At 60.9% G+C, this 19,067-nt stretch carries 18 protein-coding genes and 1 pseudogene; 11 read left to right on the top strand and 8 right to left on the bottom strand.

From position 1 onward, the window contains the following. On the top strand, positions 1-233 hold a 233-nt coding region (locus HUJ17_RS12580), incomplete at its 5' end, for an inorganic phosphate transporter (protein WP_290511014.1). Between the two features lie 152 nt (positions 234-385). Continuing rightward, positions 386-1,705, top strand: coding sequence for an amino-acid N-acetyltransferase (gene argA / locus HUJ17_RS12575; RefSeq protein ID WP_290511013.1), 1,320 nt, complete (start codon positions 386-388; stop codon positions 1,703-1,705). A 136-nt stretch (positions 1,706-1,841) separates the two neighbouring features. On the opposite strand, the gene HUJ17_RS12570 is transcribed toward argA, so the two are convergent. Beyond that, on the bottom strand, positions 1,842-2,345 hold the full coding sequence (locus HUJ17_RS12570) for a hypothetical protein (RefSeq protein WP_290511012.1): 504 nt from the start codon (positions 2,343-2,345) through the stop codon (positions 1,842-1,844). A gap of 559 nt (positions 2,346-2,904) precedes the next feature. Between HUJ17_RS12570 and ilvD the strand changes: the two genes are divergently transcribed. The 8 genes and pseudogenes from ilvD (at position 2,905) to HUJ17_RS12530 (ending at position 11,522) form a co-directional block, all read left to right on the top strand. After that, complete coding sequence (ilvD, locus tag HUJ17_RS12565) at positions 2,905-4,752, top strand: dihydroxy-acid dehydratase (RefSeq protein ID WP_290511011.1); 1,848 nt, start codon at positions 2,905-2,907, stop codon at positions 4,750-4,752. Positions 4,753-4,942: 190 nt separating this feature from the next. Next, positions 4,943-6,259, top strand: coding sequence for a DsbA family protein (locus tag HUJ17_RS12560; protein ID WP_290511010.1), 1,317 nt, complete (start codon positions 4,943-4,945; stop codon positions 6,257-6,259). A gap of 125 nt (positions 6,260-6,384) precedes the next feature. Next, positions 6,385-6,771, top strand: a complete 387-nt coding sequence (locus tag HUJ17_RS12555) for an MAPEG family protein (protein ID WP_290511009.1) — start codon at positions 6,385-6,387, stop codon at positions 6,769-6,771. A gap of 75 nt (positions 6,772-6,846) precedes the next feature. Further along, a pseudogene (locus HUJ17_RS12550) lies at positions 6,847-7,071 on the top strand (2Fe-2S iron-sulfur cluster-binding protein); the annotation flags it as partial. 81 nt (positions 7,072-7,152) lie between these two features. Then, entirely contained in the window at positions 7,153-7,890 is a 738-nt protein-coding gene (locus tag HUJ17_RS12545) for an NAD(P)H-flavin reductase (protein WP_290511015.1), read from the top strand. 208 nt (positions 7,891-8,098) lie between these two features. Then, positions 8,099-9,385 (top strand): paraquat-inducible protein A, encoded by a 1,287-nt coding sequence (locus HUJ17_RS12540; RefSeq protein ID WP_290511008.1) that lies wholly within the window; start codon positions 8,099-8,101, stop codon positions 9,383-9,385. Next, positions 9,382-10,998 carry an intermembrane transport protein PqiB gene (gene pqiB, locus HUJ17_RS12535; protein WP_290511007.1) on the top strand — a complete coding sequence of 539 codons (1,617 nt, stop codon included), beginning with the start codon at positions 9,382-9,384 and terminating at the stop codon, positions 10,996-10,998. The genes HUJ17_RS12540 and pqiB overlap by 4 nt, the downstream gene beginning before the upstream one ends. Beyond that, positions 10,995-11,522, top strand: a complete 528-nt coding sequence (locus tag HUJ17_RS12530; protein WP_290511006.1) for a PqiC family protein — start codon at positions 10,995-10,997, stop codon at positions 11,520-11,522. Before pqiB ends, HUJ17_RS12530 begins: the two co-directional genes overlap by 4 nt. 216 nt (positions 11,523-11,738) lie before the next feature. On the opposite strand, the gene HUJ17_RS12525 is transcribed toward HUJ17_RS12530, so the two are convergent. From HUJ17_RS12525 to HUJ17_RS12495, 7 genes are all read right to left on the bottom strand, one after another. Beyond that, positions 11,739-12,968 carry a heme biosynthesis HemY N-terminal domain-containing protein gene (locus tag HUJ17_RS12525; protein ID WP_290511005.1) on the bottom strand — a complete coding sequence of 410 codons (1,230 nt, stop codon included), beginning with the start codon at positions 12,966-12,968 and terminating at the stop codon, positions 11,739-11,741. Beyond that, positions 12,965-13,930 (bottom strand): uroporphyrinogen-III C-methyltransferase, encoded by a 966-nt coding sequence (locus HUJ17_RS12520; protein WP_290511004.1) that lies wholly within the window; start codon positions 13,928-13,930, stop codon positions 12,965-12,967. Before HUJ17_RS12520 ends, HUJ17_RS12525 begins: the two co-directional genes overlap by 4 nt. A 440-nt stretch (positions 13,931-14,370) precedes the next feature. Next, the gene (locus HUJ17_RS12515; protein WP_290511003.1) at positions 14,371-15,069 is read right to left on the bottom strand and encodes a uroporphyrinogen-III synthase; all 699 of its coding nucleotides are present in this window, start codon (positions 15,067-15,069) and stop codon (positions 14,371-14,373) included. 5 nt (positions 15,070-15,074) lie between these two features. Further along, complete coding sequence (gene hemC, locus HUJ17_RS12510) at positions 15,075-16,007, bottom strand: hydroxymethylbilane synthase (protein ID WP_290511002.1); 933 nt, start codon at positions 16,005-16,007, stop codon at positions 15,075-15,077. A 204-nt stretch (positions 16,008-16,211) separates the two neighbouring features. Beyond that, positions 16,212-16,523 carry a TRL-like family protein gene (locus tag HUJ17_RS12505; protein ID WP_035245269.1) on the bottom strand — a complete coding sequence of 104 codons (312 nt, stop codon included), beginning with the start codon at positions 16,521-16,523 and terminating at the stop codon, positions 16,212-16,214. A gap of 83 nt (positions 16,524-16,606) precedes the next feature. Beyond that, positions 16,607-17,347: a LytTR family DNA-binding domain-containing protein gene (locus HUJ17_RS12500; RefSeq protein WP_290511001.1), complete on the bottom strand. Its 741-nt coding sequence runs from the start codon at positions 17,345-17,347 to the stop codon at positions 16,607-16,609. A gap of 14 nt (positions 17,348-17,361) precedes the next feature. Further along, positions 17,362-18,399, bottom strand: coding sequence for a sensor histidine kinase (locus HUJ17_RS12495; RefSeq protein ID WP_290511000.1), 1,038 nt, complete (start codon positions 18,397-18,399; stop codon positions 17,362-17,364). A 157-nt stretch (positions 18,400-18,556) separates the two neighbouring features. Here HUJ17_RS12495 and HUJ17_RS12490 point away from each other — a divergent pair. Next, positions 18,557-19,067 (top strand): lyase family protein (locus tag HUJ17_RS12490; protein WP_290510999.1); only part of this gene is annotated, 511 nt, incomplete at its 3' end.

Genomic DNA, 19,067 nt, shown 5'->3' with positions numbered 1-19,067 from the left:
CCGAGCTGGGCGCTGCCGGCACGGTGATCCTGGCCTCCGGCACCGGCCTGCCCATTTCCACCACCCACACCCTGGTGGGGGCAATCCTGGGTGTCGGCATGGCTCGCGGCATCGGCTCCCTGAACTTGCGGGTGGTCAGCACCATCTTCACCTCCTGGGTGGTCACCCTGCCGGCCGGCGCCCTGTTGTCGATCCTGTTCTTCTACTTCTTCAAGGGCCTGTTCGGCGCGTAACAACCCAGCCTGAAGAACACAACGCCGCCTTCGGGCGGCGTTTTTGTTTCTGTTGCCAGGCCACCTTCCACAACGCCCCACCGGCACATCTGGCAACCGACGCCCCCCGCTGGCTATACTGATCTGTCAGCCACCAACCACAGAGACATGCCGTGCCCAGCGCCACCCCCGACAATCAGGTCCACTGGTTCCGCAACTCCTCCCCGTACATCAACGCCCACCGGGGACGCACCTTTGTGGTCATGCTTTCCGGCGAACTGCTGGACGGCCCGCGCCTGCCTACCCTGATTCACGATCTGGCCCTGCTCAACAGCCTGGGGATCAAGCTGGTGCTGGTCCACGGTGCCCGCCCGCAGATCAGCGCGCGACTGGCAGAGTCCGGCATCGAATCCACCTTTGAGCAGCACATGCGCATCACCGACAGCGCGGCGCTCAATGGTGTCATGGCGGCGGTGGGTGCCCTGCGCCTGAAACTGGAAGGGCTGTTTTCCATGGGGCTGGCCAACTCCCCCATGTACAACGCCGGCATCCGTCTGATCAGCGGCAACTTCGTCATCGCCAAACCGGTGGGCGTGCGCAACGGCTTCGACTACCAGCACACCGGCGAAGTGCGGCGTATCGAAGTGGATGCCATCCGCCAGCAACTGAGCAATGGCAATGTGGTACTGCTGTCACCGCTGGGTTGTTCGCCCACCGGTGAACTGTTCAACGTGAATGCGGAAGAAGTGGCCTCCACCGCCGCCATCGCCCTGGGCGCCGACAAGCTCATTCTCATGGGCAACGACCTGCGACTCGCGGACAACAACGGCGACATGGTGCGCGAACTCAGCCCGCAACAGGCCGGCAAACTGCTTGCCGACGACCAATTGCAGGACAATGGCGTGGACCGGCAGCTCACCGCCGCCTGTCACGCCGCCAGCAATGGCGTCGGCCGGGCGCACCTGATTGACGCCAACGACGACGGCGCCCTGCTCAAGGAACTGTTCACCCGTGACGGCTGCGGCACCCTGGTCACCCGGGAAACCTACGAGACCCTGCGTGGCGCCCGCATCGACGACGTGGGCGGCATCCTGGAACTGATAGAACCTCTGGAAGCCGACGGCACCCTGGTGCGTCGCTCCCGGGAACTGCTGGAAAACGAAATCCAGCGCTTCGCCATCATCGAGCGCGACGGCATGGTCATCGCCTGCGCCGCCCTGTATCCCTTCCCGGACGACAAGACCGGCGAACTGGCCTGCGTGGCCGTCCACCCCGGCTACCGCAAGGGCGAACGGGGGGCACAGCTACTGGCGTACGTGGAACGGCGAGCCAAAGAACAAGGGCTCACCAGCCTGTTCGTGCTCACCACCCTGACCGCCCACTGGTTTCAGCAGCAGGGATTTGAACTGGCTGGCGTGGAAGCGCTGCCGGGGGCCCGGAAGTCGCTGTATAACTGGCAGCGGAACTCGAAGGTGTTTGTGAAGGGGCTTTAACCAACGCCACCCAGCCCGCAACCAAGCCACCGCACGGTTGGCGTTGGAGCCATGCTCGCATGGCGAAGGGCTCGCAAAGTGTGAACGTTGCTAGCAGGGGCGCCGAAGGCGTCCGCTGCCTTGCCTTGTTATACCTTCAATCAGCTTCAAGCCTGAAGTCTGCCTTAGCTCCAACGACGCCGATGTAGGATCGCAGATTCAGGATGCCGGTTTGGTATTCATGCGACGCCCCAACGCCCGGCTGCTCCACACGTAACAGACCGTCTTCGTTCACCGAAATAATGATTTTAATGTCCAGTTTAAATGGCACGCCGTGAAAGAGCGTTCTGGTAAAAACAAGCTCATCACCTTCTATGTAGCGATGTCCAAGAACAAGGTCACCGCCGCCACTCTTCTGAAAAATGAACACCTGGAACTCAGCGCCCGTGTCGACGTCAATTGCACCAACAAACGCCATTGGTGCCCAGCTTTCCGATGAGGGATCGGTTGAAACGACATGGAAATCGTACTCAACACCTCGACTTTTTATTTCCTCATTTCCGATTAGCTTGTATATCTCGCCAGGATCAGAGGATATAACTTTGCCAAAGGAAGCTGAGCATAAAACCATCAAAATCAAGAACGCAGCTATCCTTGTCATCGTGATCTTCCTGCCCTATGTGTATAACAGTGTATTCAATTGCAGATGCGATATAACACTTTGCTGTATATCCCTGATCAACGCCCATTCAAGAATCACACTAAACCAACAACCAATCAGCAACTTACCCTACAGTCAGGAATAATTCTCAGCTGATTTTTCTTGCACTTGCGTGTTGAACAGGAATTTTTACCCGGACTTTTCTTGCAGTGCCAATCCTGAAAATTCACTTTATCTCAGCAACTTACAAAAATATGTAAGCCATATCCTACATATTCAACTTGCGCGCTGGTGAAAAACGGCGCTGGCGCTCTGCGGGTGAGCGTCTGTATTTCCGGGGCCTGAGCTATTTCGCCATGCAAGCATGGCTCCAACGGTGGACGGGTGATGGGGTCGATTGGTGAAGGCAACCGGGAGTGATTGCGTCGGGTGGGCAAGCTCGGCTCAAGGGAACGCCTGCTCCCCCGCCTCTTCGCCTTGCGAGCAAGGCTCCAACAGTGTGGGTCTGTGGGTTACAATGGCGGGCTTATATCCCGCTATTGAACATTACGAGGTTCCCATGCCGCAGTATCGCTCCCGTACCACCACCCATGGCCGCAATATGGCCGGCGCCCGTGCCCTGTGGCGCGCCACGGGCATGAAGGACGGGGACTTCGGTAAACCGATTATTGCTATCGCCAACTCCTTTACCCAGTTCGTGCCCGGGCACGTACACCTGAAGGACATGGGCCAGCTGGTGGCCGGCGAAGTGGAGAAGGCCGGCGGGATCGCCAAGGAATTCAATACCATTGCGGTGGATGACGGCATCGCCATGGGCCACGACGGCATGCTCTACTCCCTGCCCAGCCGCGACATCATTGCCGATTCCGTGGAGTACATGGTCAACGCCCATTGCGCCGATGCGCTGGTGTGCATTTCCAACTGCGACAAGATCACTCCCGGCATGCTGATGGCCGCCATGCGCCTGAATATCCCGGTGATCTTCGTGTCCGGCGGCCCCATGGAAGCGGGCAAGACCAGGCTGGCCGAGGGCAAGCTGGATCTGGTGGACGCCATGGTGATGGCCGCCGATGACAGCGTGGACGAAGCCACCCTGAACGAAGTGGAGCGTTCCGCCTGCCCCACCTGCGGCTCCTGCTCCGGCATGTTCACCGCCAACTCCATGAACTGCCTGACCGAGGCGCTGGGCCTGTCCCTGCCGGGGAACGGCTCCCTGTTGGCCACCCATGCGGATCGCCGTGAGCTGTTCCTGGAAGCCGGTCGTCGCATCGTCGATGTGGCCAAGCTGTACTACGAGCAGGATGTGGAGGCAGTTCTGCCGCGCAATATCGCGTCCTTCAAGGCCTTCGAGAACGCCATGAGCCTGGATATCGCCATGGGCGGCTCCACCAATACCGTGCTGCACTTGCTGGCCGCCGCCCTGGAAGGCGAAGTGGACTTCACCATGGCCGATATCGACCGCCTGAGCCGCAAGGTGCCCTGCCTGTCGAAAGTGGCCCCGGCCACCCAGAAGTACCATATGGAAGACGTGCACCGGGCCGGTGGCGTGATGGGCATTCTCGGCGAACTGGACCGGGCCGGCTTGCTGCACCGGGACATTCCCATGGTGCACTCCGCCAGCGTGGCGGAAGCGCTGGAGCACTACGACATCATGCGCACCAGCGACGAAGGTGTGAAAAAAATGTTCACCGCCGGCCCGGCGGGGATTCCCACCCAGACCGCGTTCAGCCAGGACACCCGCTGGGACAGCCTGGATGATGACCGGGAAAACGGCTGTATCCGCAACTACGAGAACGCCTACAGCAAGGACGGCGGCCTGGCGGTGTTGTATGGCAACATCGCCGAGCGCGGCTGCATCGTGAAGACCGCCGGAGTGGACGAGTCCATCCTGACCTTTACCGGCCGTGCCCGGGTGTTCGAATCCCAGGATTCTGCCGTGCGCGCCATCCTCGGCGACCAGATCGTGGCCGGGGACGTGGTGGTGATTCGTTATGAAGGGCCGAAAGGTGGCCCGGGCATGCAGGAAATGCTCTACCCCACCAGCTACCTGAAATCCAAGGGCCTGGGCAAACAGTGCGCCCTGCTCACCGATGGTCGTTTCTCCGGCGGCACCTCCGGCCTGTCCATCGGCCACGCCTCTCCGGAAGCGGCGGAAGGTGGCGCCATTGCGCTGGTGGAAGAAGGCGACACCATCGCCATCGACATCCCCAACCGCACCATTAACCTGGACATTTCCGATGAGGAACTGGCCCACCGCCGCAGCAAGATGGAAGCCCGCGGCAAGCTGGCCTATAAACCCATGGAAATGCGCCCGCGCCGCGTTTCCACCGCCCTGAAGGCCTATGCGGCCCTGACCACCAGCGCCGACCGCGGTGCCGTGCGGGACCTGAGCCAACTCAACAAGTGACCGATCCGGGCGGCCTTCAGGCCGCCCTTTTGGTTGGCCCCTCTTGCCATCCGCCCCCGCCGGTTTCATGACCGTTGCCGCACCCCGGTAGACAGGGTGTTGCCACACGGCGCTTTCTGAACAAGTATCGTAGGCGTGTTTTCCCGTCGGCGACCCCGGCCTGTGCCCACTTACGAGGAGCACTCTGTTAATGAGTCTGAGACAACGTTTGATGCCACTGGTGGCCAAGCTGATCACCAGCGAACGCCTGCAACAATGGCGACGGGCCTTTCGCGAATCGCGCCGCAAGCTGCAACGGCGCCCTCATCAGGCGGTGTTCTACTTCCGCATTGATGACCCTTATTCCGTGTTGATGGCCCAAGTACTGCCCCGCTTTGCCCGCCACTTCGGCATCACGATTACCCCCCGGGTCATGCTGTATCTGGATCAGCAGATGTACCCGGCGGCAGACATGCTGGAAGAACTGGCCCCCCGCGACGCCACCCAGCTGGCGCGCCTGCACGACCTGGACTTTCCCCGCAACTGGCAACTGCCGCCCCGGGAAGTGAGCCTGGCAGCGACACGCTGCCTGCTGAAACACGAGGGTGACGAGCGTTTCTGGAGCCTGGCCGCCGCCCTGGCCGATGCCCTGTGGCGCAACGACCACGACAGACTGGAAGACCTGCTCACCGAACACGGCCAGATGCCCGCCGACCGGGCCCAGCTGGCCCTGGAAGCCCGTCGCGATCAGTTCCTCAAGGACGGCCACTACCTCACTGGCACCCTGCATTATGAAGGCGAGTGGTACTGGAGTGTGGAACGGCTGGACCACCTGGCCCACCGCCTCAACGACCTGGGGCTGGGCAGCGCGGACTGGCCGCTGCCCTACGGCCGCGCCAAGCGGGCCCGCCTGAAAGACGTGCCGGAGGGCCTGAAAGGCAAACCGCTGGTGCTGTTCTTTTCTTTCCGCAGCCCCTACTCCTATCTGGCCCTGGCCCGCACCTATGCCATGGCGGACCACTACGGTCTGAACCTGAAGATCCGCCCGGTCCTGCCCATGGTCATGCGTGGGCTTTCCGTCCCCAAGGCCAAGCGTTTCTACATTCTCAAGGACGCCGCCCGGGAGGCCCGACTGCACAAGGTGCCGTTCGGCAAGGTATGCGATCCAGTGGGGGCCGGTGTGGAACGCTGCATGGCTATCTGGCCTTTCGCCGAAAAGGAAGGTCGTCTGCGTGAATGGCTGCGCGCCGCCGCCACCGGCATCTGGAGCCAGGGCATCAATGCCGCCACCGACAACGGCCTGAAGTTCCTGGTGGAAAATGCCGGGCTGGACTGGAACCGGGCCCGCCGCTGGCTGGATGACGACAGCTGGCGCGATCGCGCGGAAGACAACCGCAACGCCATGATGGCCGCCGGCAGCTGGGGCGTTCCCAGCTTCCTGACCGAAAAGACCATGGTCTGGGGCCAGGATCGTTTTGCGGTGATCGAACAGTGCCTGCTAGCCTCACAGGCCGATGACAAGGACTGAGATAGCCTCAGCTTCATTTCCGTAGGAGCGGCGCTCGAGCCGCGAAGCCGTTTCCGAAAAGATCTCTGGGCGCTTCGCGGCTCGAGCGCCGCTCCTACGGCTTATAAAAACCACGGAGAATCACTATGACCCTTGCCTACTGGTGCGTGCTTGCCGCCATTTTCCTGCCTTACCTGAATACGGCTCTGGCCAAGTTCCAGGGCGGCTTTGGCCCGAAACAGAACCATAACCCCCGGGAATTCCTGGAAACCCTGGAGGGCAGCCGCAAGCGGGCCCACTGGGCGCAGCAGAACAGCTTCGAGGTGACCCCCGCCTTTGCCGCAGCCGTGATCATTGCCCACCTTGTGCAAACCGCGCCCCAGGGCACCATCGACGGCATCGCCCTGGCGTTTGTGGTCAGCCGAGTCATGTACACCGTCTGCTATATCGCCGACTGGGCCAGCGCCCGCACCCTGGTATGGGCCTTCGGCATGGGCTGTATTGTGGCGCTGTTCGTTGGCGTTGGGGCATAAAGAGCAGGCAGTTGATAATTGAGAATGAATAATTGATAACTTAAAACCCTGAAAACCACCCAATCCTCACTGGAGGTGGTTTTCGTTATCAATTCTCAATTTTCCATTATCAATTCATCATTCGTGCTCCAACACTTCACCATCACCGTCAACGGTAAGGGAAACTTCCCCTGCCGCCCTGACCAGACCATCGTCGAGGCCGGCCAGCAAGCTGGCTTCGGCTTTCCGGTGGCTTGCCGTAACGGTGTCTGTGAACGCTGTATGGGAACGCTTCAACGCGGACACGTTCAGCAAAGAAACCACACCATTCATGCGGGCGATGCCAATAGCACCCAGGTGTTATACTGCGTCGCTCAGCCACTCAGCGACTGTGAGATAGATGTGTCCGAGGTGACCGCTCCCGGCGAACTGCCGAGCCATGAAGTGCATTGCCAGATTCAGCAGATTGAAGCGCTCAACCATGACGTTAGCCGGGTCTGGTTGCAGCTGCCCGCCGGCAAGCGGGTGCTGTGGCATGCCGGGCAATACATGATGCTCAACCTGAACGGCGAGGGATTTCCCTTTTCCATCGCCAACCACTGCGATGGCCGCCGTCTGGAGCTGCACATACGTCATGGCGACGACAACAGTGCCGCCCAGGACATCATGGCTTACCTGGAATCGGCCAGCACCGTCAGCGCCACCCTGCCCGCCGGCATGCGCTTTATCGACAGCGCCCCGGAGCAGCCAGTGTGGTTTATCTGTGGCTCCACCGGTTTTGCCCCGGTTAAAGCCATGGTCGAGCGCCTGATCGCCCTGGATTTCGATCATCCGGTACGCCTGTTCTGGGGCGCCCGCACCCCGGAAGATCTCTACCTGCCGACACTGCCGGCCCAGTGGAAGATGGCGCTGAAGGACTTCGATTTCACCACCGCCCTGTCCGACATCCGCCACCCGGACCACGCCGAAGGCCTGGTGCATGAGGCAGCGCTGGCGGCCCTGAACGAACCCGAGTTACCGCTGTTCTATCTGGGCGGCTCCCCCCCCATGGCCTGGGCGGTGTTCGATGCGTTGGTGGAAGAAGGCGTGCCCGCCGACAATATCCACTGCGACGTGTTCGATTACGCGCCCAGGGATTAGCCGCAAGCTTCAAGCTACAAGCTGCAACGCGGGGTTCGGCTCGTGCTAATCGGCAAGGCCTGGGCCTCGCGCAGCAAGCCTGTTCGGTCATGCCGCATCGAGTACCCGCTACAAATCGCGGCCAAAACGCGCCCGGACTGGCAACAACCACGCCCGCGTTGTAGCTTGTAACTTGCCGCTTGTAGCTGATTCCAAAGGAAAGGATGCGATGGCGCAGGATTCTCCGCCCACAGCGCATAGCCAGACATTGCTTCTGCCTTGCCACGAATGCGACCTGGTCTGCGACATAGACCTTGGCGAGAGCAGTGGCTGGCTGCAATGCCCCCGCTGTCGGCACCCTCTGATGCGCCAGGCACAGAGCGATCAGCTGACTCCCGCGCTGGCCTTTACCGCGCTGATTCTGCTCGGCCTGTCGCTGCTCTTCCCTTATATCGGTTTCGAAAAAAATGGCATCGAGAGAGCCATGACGGTGACTGATGCCGCCTGGGAACTGGCGGTCTATCACCACCCATCACTGGCCGTCATCGTGATCGCTACCATCATCGTGATCCCGGCTCTCTATCTATTGTCAATTTGCTGGATACACCTGAGTCTGTCCGCCCGCCGTCATCTGCCCGGCAGCCTGTTGTTGGCCCGCTGGCTGCCCCGCATGCAGCCCTGGATGATGGCGGATGTGTTTGCCATCGCCGCCCTGGTGAGCCTGGTGAAGATCGTCGCCATGGCCCATATCCAGCTACTCTCCGCCTTCTGGACCTTCTCCGGCTACGCCCTGTTGCTGCTGATTACCGTTACCCGCATGAATACCGTGAGCCTGTGGCAGCGGCTGCTGGGCAACCTGCAACAACCCGACAGTGCCCGCAGCGGGCTCACCGCCCGCAGCCAGGGTCTGATCGGCTGTCAGTGGTGCGGGCAACTGCAAGCCCTGGGCAATCACCATTGCCAGCGCTGCCACAGCACCCTTCACGGCCGCCACCCGCTGACCCTGCAGCGGGTCTGGGCCCTGTTGATCACCGCCATCCTGTGCTGCTTTCCCGCCCACCTGTTTCCGATTATGACCACCACCAGCCTGGGCCAGAACGAACCATCCACTATCATCGCCGGCGTCATGCTGTTCCTGCGCCACGGCGACTGGCCCATTGCCCTGATCATCTTTACCGCCAGCGTGCTGGTGCCGTTCGGAAAAATTCTGGCGCTGGGCTGGCTATGCATTGCCAGCCGCCGACGCGACACCCTGGATATGAAGAACCAGATGGCGCTCTACCGGATCACCGAATGGGTGGGGCGCTGGTCCATGATCGATGTGTTCGTGGTGGCCATCATTGTCGCCCTGTTCCAGATGGGCAATATTCTTACCGTGACCCCCGGTGTGGGTGGTGTGGCCTTTTCCGCTGTGGTGATATTTACAATGCTGGCCGCCCACCAGTTTGACCCGCGCCTGATCTGGGACCAGCAGCAGAAGCTGCCCCCCAACACACAACCGGAGCATCAGCCTTGAGTGACACCCAAGCCGAACCCCGCCGCACCCGGCTTTCCGCCGTCTGGCTGATCCCTCTTGCTGCCGCCCTGATCGGCCTGTGGCTGGTGTTCAGTTATCTCTCCAGCCAAGGGCCGGTGATCACCCTGAAACTGGCGGATGCAGAAGGCATCAACGCGGGCAAGACACCGGTAAAAACCCGCAATGTGCAGGTCGGCCTGGTAGAGAGCGTGAGGCTGTCGGATGACATGAGCCACACCCTGCTGACCGTACAGATGCAATCAGATACCGACCGCATGTTGGCCGAAGACACTCGTTTCTGGGTGGTAAAACCCCGTATCAGCCGGGAAGGTGTGAGCGGACTCAACACGGTGCTGTCCGGCTCCTACATCGAGCTGATGCCCGGCGAAAGCGGCAAGAAGGGCAAACGCTTTCAGGTACAGGACACACCACCGCCGGAAAAAACCGGTGCCGGTCTGTTCCTGAAACTGGTCAGCGACGCAGGCACCAATGTGGACGTAGGTGACCCGGTGAACTTTCGCAGCCTGAAGGTGGGCCGGGTGGTGGAAACCCGCTTCAACGCCGCCGACAAACGCTTCCATCACCGTATCTTTATCCAGAAACCCTACGACGTGCTGGTCTCGGACAGTAGCCGCTTCTGGCAGGTCAACGGCCTGGGCTTTCAGCTCGATGCCCGGGGTTTCCAGGCTCAGATCCATTCCCTGGAAGCCCTGATCGGCGGCGGCATCACCTTTGCCGTGCCTGATGGCAACATGCGCGCCGGCGATCCGGTAAAAGACGAACGGGAGTTCACCCTGCACAACGATGAAGAGAGCGCACGACGGGCCCTCTACACCGACACTCTGGATTACGTGTTGCTGGTGGAGAGCAGTGTGCGGGGCCTGAAAACCGGCGCCCCGGTGGAGTATCGTGGCATCCGTGTAGGCACCGTGGAACAGGTGGCCTGGGGCTTTGCCCAATCCGGCCCGGACACTATCAGCAGTGCTCCCATTCCGGTGCTGATACGCCTGGAACCCCAGCGCATCACTCACCAGAGCCGGGAAGATACACAGCGCTGGCGCCAGGAAATCGATCGCATGATTGATGATGGTCTGCGCGCCAGCCTGAAGCCGGGCAACCTGCTCACCGGCTCCCTGTTCGTGGACCTGGATTTCCATGCCGACACGCCCGCCGGCAGCAGTGGCGAACGCTATGCGGATGTGGCCGTTTTCCCCACGGTCGACAGCGGCGGCATCAGCAAAATTGAGGACCAGATCCAGCAACTGCTGGACACGCTCAACGACCTGCCCATGGAGTCCATCGCCGGCAACCTGAACCGCAACCTGGATAACCTGGCCGACGCCACCCGGCGCCTGGACACCCTGCTCGCCAACCCGGCGCTCAATGCCCTGCCGGAACGACTCACCGGCACCCTGGGCGCCCTGGAGGGCACTCTGCAGGGCTGGCAGTCCGGCGGTGAGGGCTATCAGCAGCTGCAAGGCACCCTGCAGAAGCTGGACCGTCTCCTGAATGAAGCGGAGCCATTGCTGGATACCCTGAACCGGCAACCCAATGCCCTTATCTTCCAGCGCCAACCGGCCCCCGACCCGCAACCCAGAGGCCCCCGCCCATGAAATCTGTCCTCATTCCCGGCCTGCTGGCCGCCCTGATGACGTTGCTGAGCGCCTGCAGCCAGACCCCTCCGGCACCGGCGCCGGATTACCTGCTACCGGGCGCCAGCCACAGCGGCCACACCCCGCTGCGGATTCACGTGACCCTGGCCAGCTACCTGGACCAGGGCGGCATTGTGTTGCAACTGAGCAATACCGAGCTGCACGTGGCTCGCCAGCACCGCTGGGCCGAACCGCTGGGCTCACAATTGCAGCGGGCGATGGCGTCGACGCTGGCAAGCCAGGCAACACTCCCGGAACAGGGAAAACTGGCACTACAAATCAGCCGCTTTCAGGGCGTGCAGAACGATGAGGGTGACGTAGCCATGATCACCGGCACCTGGCAGTTCAGCGCAGAAGAACAAACCCGGCAGGGAAAAATTGACTGGCAGGGACCAATAAACGGCGAAGGCTATGCGGCGCTGGTTGAAGCCCTGGATCAGGGCTGGCAGGAAGTCGGCCGGGCCATCACCCTGGCCCTGAAATAAGGCGCCACACGGTATCGCAAGGGCCCGACAGGTTTTGTAGGAGCGCCGCTTGAGGCGCGAACAGCATTAGAAGCGAGTCACGAGGTTAGAGTTTCGAAAATCGTTTCGTCCCTCGTAACTCGACCCTTTTCGCGCCTCAAGCGGCGCTTCTACAGCAAAAAGGCCGCACCCGGATTCCCCGGCGCGGCCTTTTGATTTTCGTTTTCCAATACCGCTCTACAGCGACTTCTCCGGCATCGGCAACGCGGGCAACTGCCCTTCCAGTTGCTGCAAGCGACGCTCGAACGCTTTCTGCGCCTTGCTGGAATCTCCCAGCGCCTGATACAAGCGTGACAACTCGGCCAGCGCTGTCGCGCTCTGGCTGGAGTTCGCGGCGGCTTCGAAAAAACCCTGTGCCTTACCCCACAGGCGGGCCTTGAGAGCCACCCGACCCGACGTAATCAATACCGCCGCATTACCCGGTCGCTCTGCCAGCCAACCTTCCAGTACCTGTAGCAAATCATCCGGGGAAATATCGTCGATGGCTTCCAGCACCGGCGGCAGGCGGTCGTCCCACTGCTGACTCAACTGCTCACGGACCAGATTCAAGGCCCCCTTGCCACCGCCCAGCTGAGCCAGGAAACCGGTGTAACGGGCCACCATGGCCGGATCATTCTTGAGATGCACCGGCACATCCTTCCACAGCTTGCGCAGTTCCTCGCGACGACTGTCGGCGTCATTGAAGCCGGGCTTGCGCGCGGTTTCCTGCAGCAGTGCCAACCAGGCACGGCGTTCGCGACGGGACTCCTTGCCCTCGCCAAAGGCACGCTTGAGACGCGGCATCAGCGCACACAGGGCCGGCCAGTCCTTCTGGCTTTCCAGCACCTCCGCATAGGTACGCAGAATGCGCTTGTTACGCGGCGCCAGGTCCGCCAGCACCTTCAGTTCCTGGCGAGCTTGTTCCGGATAGCCATCGTCCAGGGCGAAACGGGCCTTCATCAGCCCCGCTACCAGCCGACCGCGACGGTCGCTACTGGCGTTTTCCAGATACCGCTGACTGGCCTCTACGTTATCCTGTTCCTGGGCCGCTTCTGCGGCCAGCAGCCAGGCAAGCAGGGGCCAGTCGCCGTCTTCACCGGCGGCAACCAGCAGCCGCTCGGCCTTTTCCTGCTCCCCATCCACCAGCTGCAGAAGACCACTGCGCAGACGCCGTGCTGCCACCGCTTTTTTCCAGCGACGGGTAGCACGAACCGGCTCCAGCACATTCCAGGCCGCATTGCCGAGCAGGGTGAGAATCACAATGGCTACCACCGCCAACAGTGCCGCCAGCACCACAAAGCCCAGGGTGGTATCCATGGAAAAATCATCGCGGATCACCAGCACATAGCCGGAGTCCGCCGCCATCCAGCGCCCCAGCGCCAGAGCGGCAACCAGGGCGATGACGATCAGCAGGGCGACTTTTTTCATGCACCGCCCTCCTTGCGTTTCAACTCTTCAATGGCCGCCAGCCCCGCACCAATTTCCGGCAGGGCCTGGGCAACGCTGCTGCCACCCAGCTCTTTCAGGGCCTTGCGCATCTGCGCCGCCCGCGGCTCATCCTCACGGAACCACTGAGCCAGCGTGGTACGCGCATTATCCAGTGCCTGCTGGTACGCCTTGGCACGGCCCTGCATCAGGGCCAGTTGTGCCTGCTGCAGACTGCCATCCAGAGTGAGCCGTACCAGGGACGCCTGTTCTGCAGACAACGGCAGGGGCACAGCGCCTTCATGGTGGCGCACATTGATGGGCAGACGGTCGAGCACGTCCTGCCACCAGGGCTGACTCACGTCCGGCATATCCCGTTCGGGAGGAGCTTCCTCCACTGGCACTGCCAGCTCAGCGGTAATCTGACGCAGGGCGCCCAGGCGCAGCACCATGCCCTGCACATCCACCTGACCGGCACCACTGAGTTTTTCCATGTCCATGGCCAGCGCCTGGCGGGCCGGCAACACTTTAGGATCGTCGAGGCGAGCCAGGGTTTCATCTGCAGCCTTCAGCAAGCGCCGCGCTGCAGACGCATCCTGGGTCAGCAGCAACCGCTGGCTGGCCAGGCTGGCCAGTGCCCGGGCCTCGTTGACCAGCCACAGGGTTTGCCCACCGCTTTGCATGTCGGCCAACACTGCACGGTCCTTGACCATGCGGGCGGACAGCTCAGCCTGCTTTTTCTCGAAGGAGGACAGTGCACCCTGGACCTCACTGCGCTGGCTGGCCATGGCCGCTTTCAATTCGCTGATCTGACCGGCAAGACCGGCTTTTTCCTTCTGCATCTGTTGGAACTGTTGCCAACCCCACCAGCCACCGGCCCCCAGGGCCGCCAGAACCACCAACACCACCAGTACTACCCAGACGCTCTTGCCTGTCTGGCGGGAATAAAGACGTTCCTGCGTCATGTCAGCTCCATGTTCTGATTATCTGGCACCCCCAAACGGGCGATCCGTAGAGCCTATTTAGGATCTATACGCAGCCGCGTTGCCGCTGAAAATGGCGCCAGGCCGCAGGGCCTGACGGGTCAAGTTCAAGGTTCACAACACCGCATGGCGCCATTTTCAGCGGCAACCCGAAGGGCCGCGCCCTTTTACCGCCAGCCAGTGAATGCGCTTGCTTATATCAAACGACTGCACCACACAATCGCATTCACGGCCCGACCAAAAAACAGATTCCGGCGCGGCTGCGTATAGATCTTAAATAGGCTCTCAGCGAAAACCTTAATTGGGGCTGCGCTGAGTGTCCATTAAACAATGTAATAGGGAAGGCAAACAGGGCATGAAATCGCGAGATAAATTACAAAACACTACCTTGGCGATATGAATAAATCAGTCATTCATGTTCTTTATGAAGAAGGCAGAGTGACCAGCATGTCTTCATCATGGGCACTGGCCGCCACTCGCACTGGACCGGCATGTTCCGCCCGGATATGAGAGGCCACCCGCTCGCCGGCAGCTATCACCCCGACGCCAGGTGGGATTTTTTCGCTGATCGCCTGCCAGCTTTCCACACTGGTCACCATGACCCAGTCGCATGACTCGGGGCAATGGAAATCGGCGCTGGGCAAACGACGGTAAAACGGCAGGGTGACAACCTCCGCGCCGCGCTCGGCAAGGGTTTGCGCCAGCAACTCCCGACCGCTTTCACCGCGGCACAGCAGCACTTTCTTTTCCGCCAGTTGTTGCAGGCAAGGCAGGGCTAATACCGCTTCGGAATTGAACCCGCCGTCGGGAACCGTGGGCTGCAGATCCCAGCGGCTGATTTCCGCCGCAGTAGCCTGACCCACCGCCAGCCAGTGAACCCCCACCGGCCACTGGGGCCACAAATCCGCCATGGCGGCCAAAGCCAGGCGGGCGGCATTACTACTGGCAAAGAAAACGGCGTGGAAAAGGTCCAGGTCCATGAGAACCCGGCGGCTAGCATCGCTGACCGGCAGCGGCTCGATATGCAGGGCCGGGCTATGCAGCGGCTGATACCCGGCATCACGAAGAGCATCCATTAACGCTTGCTGCTGCCCCAGGGGACGGGTAACCAGCACCTGCATGATGATCAGCTCCGCTCGTAGAGCGCCTTGAGAATGACATCGGCCCCCTGGGCCAGCAGTTGCTCGGCAATCTCTACACCCAGCTCCGCGCCGCGCTCGCGGGGAGCACGACCTTCCGCGCGCAACACCTGCTTGCCGTTTTCTTCGGCAACCAGGCCACGCAACCAGAGCTGATTATCTTCCAGCAGGGCAAAACCAGCGATGGGCACCTGGCAGCCACCTTCCAGGCGCCGGTTCATGGCTCGTTCCGCCACCACCCGGTCCCAGGTGTCTCGGTCGCTGAGCGGGCTGAGCAACTCGATGGTTCGGGCATCGCCATCGCGGCATTCGATGCCGACCGCGCCCTGCCCCACCGCTGGCAGGGATTCCTCCGGGGGCATTTCGTAACGGATCCGCTCGTGCATCTCCAGACGCTTGAGACCGGCAGCGGCCAGGATAATGGCGTCGAACTCGCCGGCATCCAGCTTGCCCAGCCGGGTCTGCACATTACCGCGCAGGCTTTTCACCACCAGGTCCGGCCGATTGGCCTGCACCTGGGCCTGACGGCGCAGGCTGGAAGTACCCACACAGGCTCCGTGGGGCAAGGAAGACAGGCTGTCATGGTGATTGGAAACGAAGGCATCACGGGGATCTTCCCGCTCACAGATCACCGGCAGCGCAAAGCCTTCCGGCAATTCCATGGGCACATCCTTCATGGAATGCACGGCAATATCCGCACGGCCGTCCATGATTGCCTCTTCCAGCTCCTTCACGAACAGGCCCTTGCCGCCAATCTTGGCCAGCGGGGTATCGAGAATCTTGTCCCCCTGGGTCTTGATACGCACCAGCTCCACGCTCAACCCCTCGTGCAGACTTTCCAGGCGCTGCTGAACGTATTCCGCCTGCCAGATGGCAAGGGGGCTGGAACGGGTGGCGATACGCAAGACTTCGCGGGACATGGGAGATCCTGTGGTTCTGAAATGAGGAGGACAGTTTACAGGAAAAGCGGCATCAAGCTTCAAGCCACAACACGCCAGAAAGGGTGTTGTGATTTTAAACCACAGGGGCCGCGCCCAGACTCTGGACGCGGCCCCTGTGCTGAAGATCAGTCAGGCCTCTGTGCCGCGTTGTAGCTTGCGGCTTGAAGCTTGTAGCTGCTTTTTTCAGTTGCCGTAAACCACCACGGTAAACTCCGCCAGAACCCCGAAGAAGTTCTGGGACTCGTAATCCACGTGATGGATCTCGGTAATGCCACCGTTGCGGGCAGCGGTCTGAATGCTGGCGTCGCCGGAGGCGATGATGCCGAGAATCGAGCGGGTGCTGGCCCGGCCAACCCGGGTGGGCTTCTCGGTGGAGGCGGTGGCGGTAAGAGGCGCTTTGACATTGCCGTAGAGCAGACCGGTGACCGGCATGGTGGCAGAAGCACAACCGCTCAGTGCTGCGGCGCTGACCAGCAGAAGAAGAAGCTTTTTCATGGCAGGTTTCCTGTTCTTGTTATTTGATCGCTAGAAACATGGGGAGGCTCAAGGCTAGCACGCCCGTGAACCTCTGTTAACGACTACAGATTCTGCAGCACTCGACGCAGCCCTGCCACATGGCGGCGGCTGACAGTGAGTCGTTCATCAATGCCGCGCAGGCGTACCTGATGGTGGCCGGCCGTAGCCATTTCCATACCTTCGATAAACTTCAACGCTACCAGGGCATTACGGTGGATGCGCACAAACTGGTCACCGAATTCAGTCTCCAGCTCCTTGAGAGTTTCGTCGATCAGAACTTCGCCCTCGCCGGAGCAGACGGTTACATACTTCTGGTCGGCCAGGAAATAACGCACCTCATCCACCGGCACCAGCTCCAGCCCGCGATGGGTGCGAGCGCTGATGTGTCCACGGCGGCGGGGTTTTTCCTCACTGACTTCCTTGCCGATTTCCGCCAACTGCACCCGGTTCAGCGTGCGCGCCTTGCCCAGAGCCGTTGCCAGATCATCAGCACTGACCGGCTTGAGCAGATAATCCACCGCATGGACCTTGAAGGCCTGCAGGGCGTGCTCATCATAGGCGGTGCAGAAGATCAGCGCCGGAGGGTTATCCATTTTGCTGAGATGCTCGGCAGCTTCCATGCCATCCATTTCCGGCATGCGAATATCCATGAGGATCACGTCCGGCCTGGTGGCCTGGGCCTGCTCAATGGCTTCCCGGCCATTGGCCGCTTCTGCCACCACTTCAACCCCGTCGGCTTTCTCCACCAGCCGCTTGAGCCGGTCCCGTGCCAGTTGTTCGTCATCACACACAAGCACCCGCATAATTCCCATCCTTTTTATTTCAGCGGATATCGGATTTCTATCTCGTATTCTTTTTGTTGCGGTCGGGATTCAACCGCCACCTCGTCACCATACAGCGCCTCCAACCGGTGACGAATATTCTCCAGTGCCATACGGTTCCCCTTGTGGTGCCCATCGCCTTCCGGCTTTGGGTTACTCACCGACAGCACCAGCTCGCCATTTTCTGCCAGAGCCCGGATAGTCACCACACCACCTGCAGTTAATGGCTGTATGCCATGATAAATGGCATTTTCGAGCAAGGGTTGCAAGGTTAACAGCGGAATCATCACGCTTTTTGCTTCCACGCGAATATCCCATTCCACCTGTAAACGCTCGCCCATGCGCAGCTGCTCAATATGAATATAGCGCCGACACAGCTCCAGTTCCTCATCCAGCGTTGCTTCGTTGCCAATATTCTTCAAGCTGGCACGGAACAGCACCGACAGGTCCTCCACCACTTGCTCGGCGGCATCCGGATCTACCGCGATCAGGCTGGCGATGATATTCATGGAATTAAACAGGAAATGCGGACGAATCCGCGACTGCAGAGCCTGGATACGCGCCTGCAATTCCGCCTGGCCCTTCTGGCGCAGTTGCTCCTGCACATAGAAATAGCGCATGACCAGGCCAGCGATAATGGCGGCGATCAGGCCGTTGACCAGGATTTCCATGGTCCACAGGGCGCCCGGCATCAAGTTGCCGGTGACCCACCCCATCACCAGAGCGGCCACCACGCTGAACAGCAGGGTATCAATCACCACCAGCAGTACCACCGCTACCGCTGCCACCGCGGGGGCCAACCGATTGAGCCGCGGGCGTAGCTGGCAGACCAGCGCCGCCGAGGTAAGTCCCACCCATTGCACAAACAGAGAGGTAATTGCCAGGCGGCCCATGCTGAAATCACTGTAGTAGGTGGCCACCAGGTTGATCACCAGAGCCATAAGCTCGGCCACCACCACCACCACCAGCACCGCGCGGGTGCTGCACAAGTCGGGCAGGAAACTTGAATTGGGCTGGTCGTCCGTGGCCGCCATTGAATCTCCGGTCAGTAAAAATCACTAGTTACAAGCAGTTATACATTAAGCGAGCACATCACCCAAGCAATACCAGCAGGGCTAATGTTCAGGGGCTCCCCGGTCCCTGCTATACTGCGCGCCTCGCAAATCCGGCTTTATGCATGGGAACCGTACGATGACCGACAAGCAGCAGAACAAACTCTGGGGCGGCCGCTTCAGCGAATCCACCGATCAGTTCGTTCAGGAATTCACCGCCAGCGTGAATTTCGACCGGCGCATGTACCGCCAGGACATCTTCGGCTCCCAGGCTCATGCCACCATGCTGGCAGAAGTGGGCGTGCTCACCGATGAGGAGCGCGACGCCATCATCAATGGTCTGGCGGAAATCCAGAAGGAAATCGAAGCCGGTGAATTCCAGTGGTCCGTGGCCCTGGAAGACGTGCACATGAACATTGAAGCGCGGCTCACCGACAAGATCGGCATCACAGGCAAGAAGCTGCACACCGGCCGCAGCCGTAACGACCAGGTGGCCACCGATATCCGCCTGTGGCTGCGTGACGAGATGCTGATTCTGGAAGAGCAGTATCTGCACCTGATGACCGGCCTGCTGGACCTGGCCGAGCGTGAAGCCGCCACCATCATGCCCGGCTTCACCCACCTGCAGACCGCCCAGCCGGTGACCTTCG

It is taken from the genome of Alcanivorax sp., assembly GCF_014762765.1.
Lineage (GTDB): Bacteria > Pseudomonadota > Gammaproteobacteria > Pseudomonadales > Alcanivoracaceae > Alcanivorax.
Note: the sequence above shows the minus strand (reverse complement) of the source record. Positions and strands in the feature narration are given on the sequence as shown.

What these genes read in the sequence shown, in the direction of transcription:
- HUJ17_RS12570 (WP_290511012.1), bottom strand. Translation starts at nt 2,345, where the DNA reads ATGACAAGGATAGCTGCGTTCTTGATTTTGATGGTTTTATGCTCAGCT.
- ilvD (WP_290511011.1), top strand. Translation starts at nt 2,905, where the DNA reads ATGCCGCAGTATCGCTCCCGTACCACCACCCATGGCCGCAATATGGCC.
- HUJ17_RS12560 (WP_290511010.1), top strand. Translation starts at nt 4,943, where the DNA reads ATGAGTCTGAGACAACGTTTGATGCCACTGGTGGCCAAGCTGATCACC.
- HUJ17_RS12555 (WP_290511009.1), top strand. Translation starts at nt 6,385, where the DNA reads ATGACCCTTGCCTACTGGTGCGTGCTTGCCGCCATTTTCCTGCCTTAC.
- HUJ17_RS12540 (WP_290511008.1), top strand. Translation starts at nt 8,099, where the DNA reads ATGGCGCAGGATTCTCCGCCCACAGCGCATAGCCAGACATTGCTTCTG.
- HUJ17_RS12530 (WP_290511006.1), top strand. Translation starts at nt 10,995, where the DNA reads ATGAAATCTGTCCTCATTCCCGGCCTGCTGGCCGCCCTGATGACGTTG.
- HUJ17_RS12525 (WP_290511005.1), bottom strand. Translation starts at nt 12,968, where the DNA reads ATGAAAAAAGTCGCCCTGCTGATCGTCATCGCCCTGGTTGCCGCTCTG.
- HUJ17_RS12520 (WP_290511004.1), bottom strand. Translation starts at nt 13,930, where the DNA reads ATGACGCAGGAACGTCTTTATTCCCGCCAGACAGGCAAGAGCGTCTGG.
- HUJ17_RS12515 (WP_290511003.1), bottom strand. Translation starts at nt 15,069, where the DNA reads ATGCAGGTGCTGGTTACCCGTCCCCTGGGGCAGCAGCAAGCGTTAATG.
- hemC (WP_290511002.1), bottom strand. Translation starts at nt 16,007, where the DNA reads ATGTCCCGCGAAGTCTTGCGTATCGCCACCCGTTCCAGCCCCCTTGCC.
- HUJ17_RS12505 (WP_035245269.1), bottom strand. Translation starts at nt 16,523, where the DNA reads ATGAAAAAGCTTCTTCTTCTGCTGGTCAGCGCCGCAGCACTGAGCGGT.
- HUJ17_RS12500 (WP_290511001.1), bottom strand. Translation starts at nt 17,347, where the DNA reads ATGCGGGTGCTTGTGTGTGATGACGAACAACTGGCACGGGACCGGCTC.
- HUJ17_RS12495 (WP_290511000.1), bottom strand. Translation starts at nt 18,399, where the DNA reads ATGGCGGCCACGGACGACCAGCCCAATTCAAGTTTCCTGCCCGACTTG.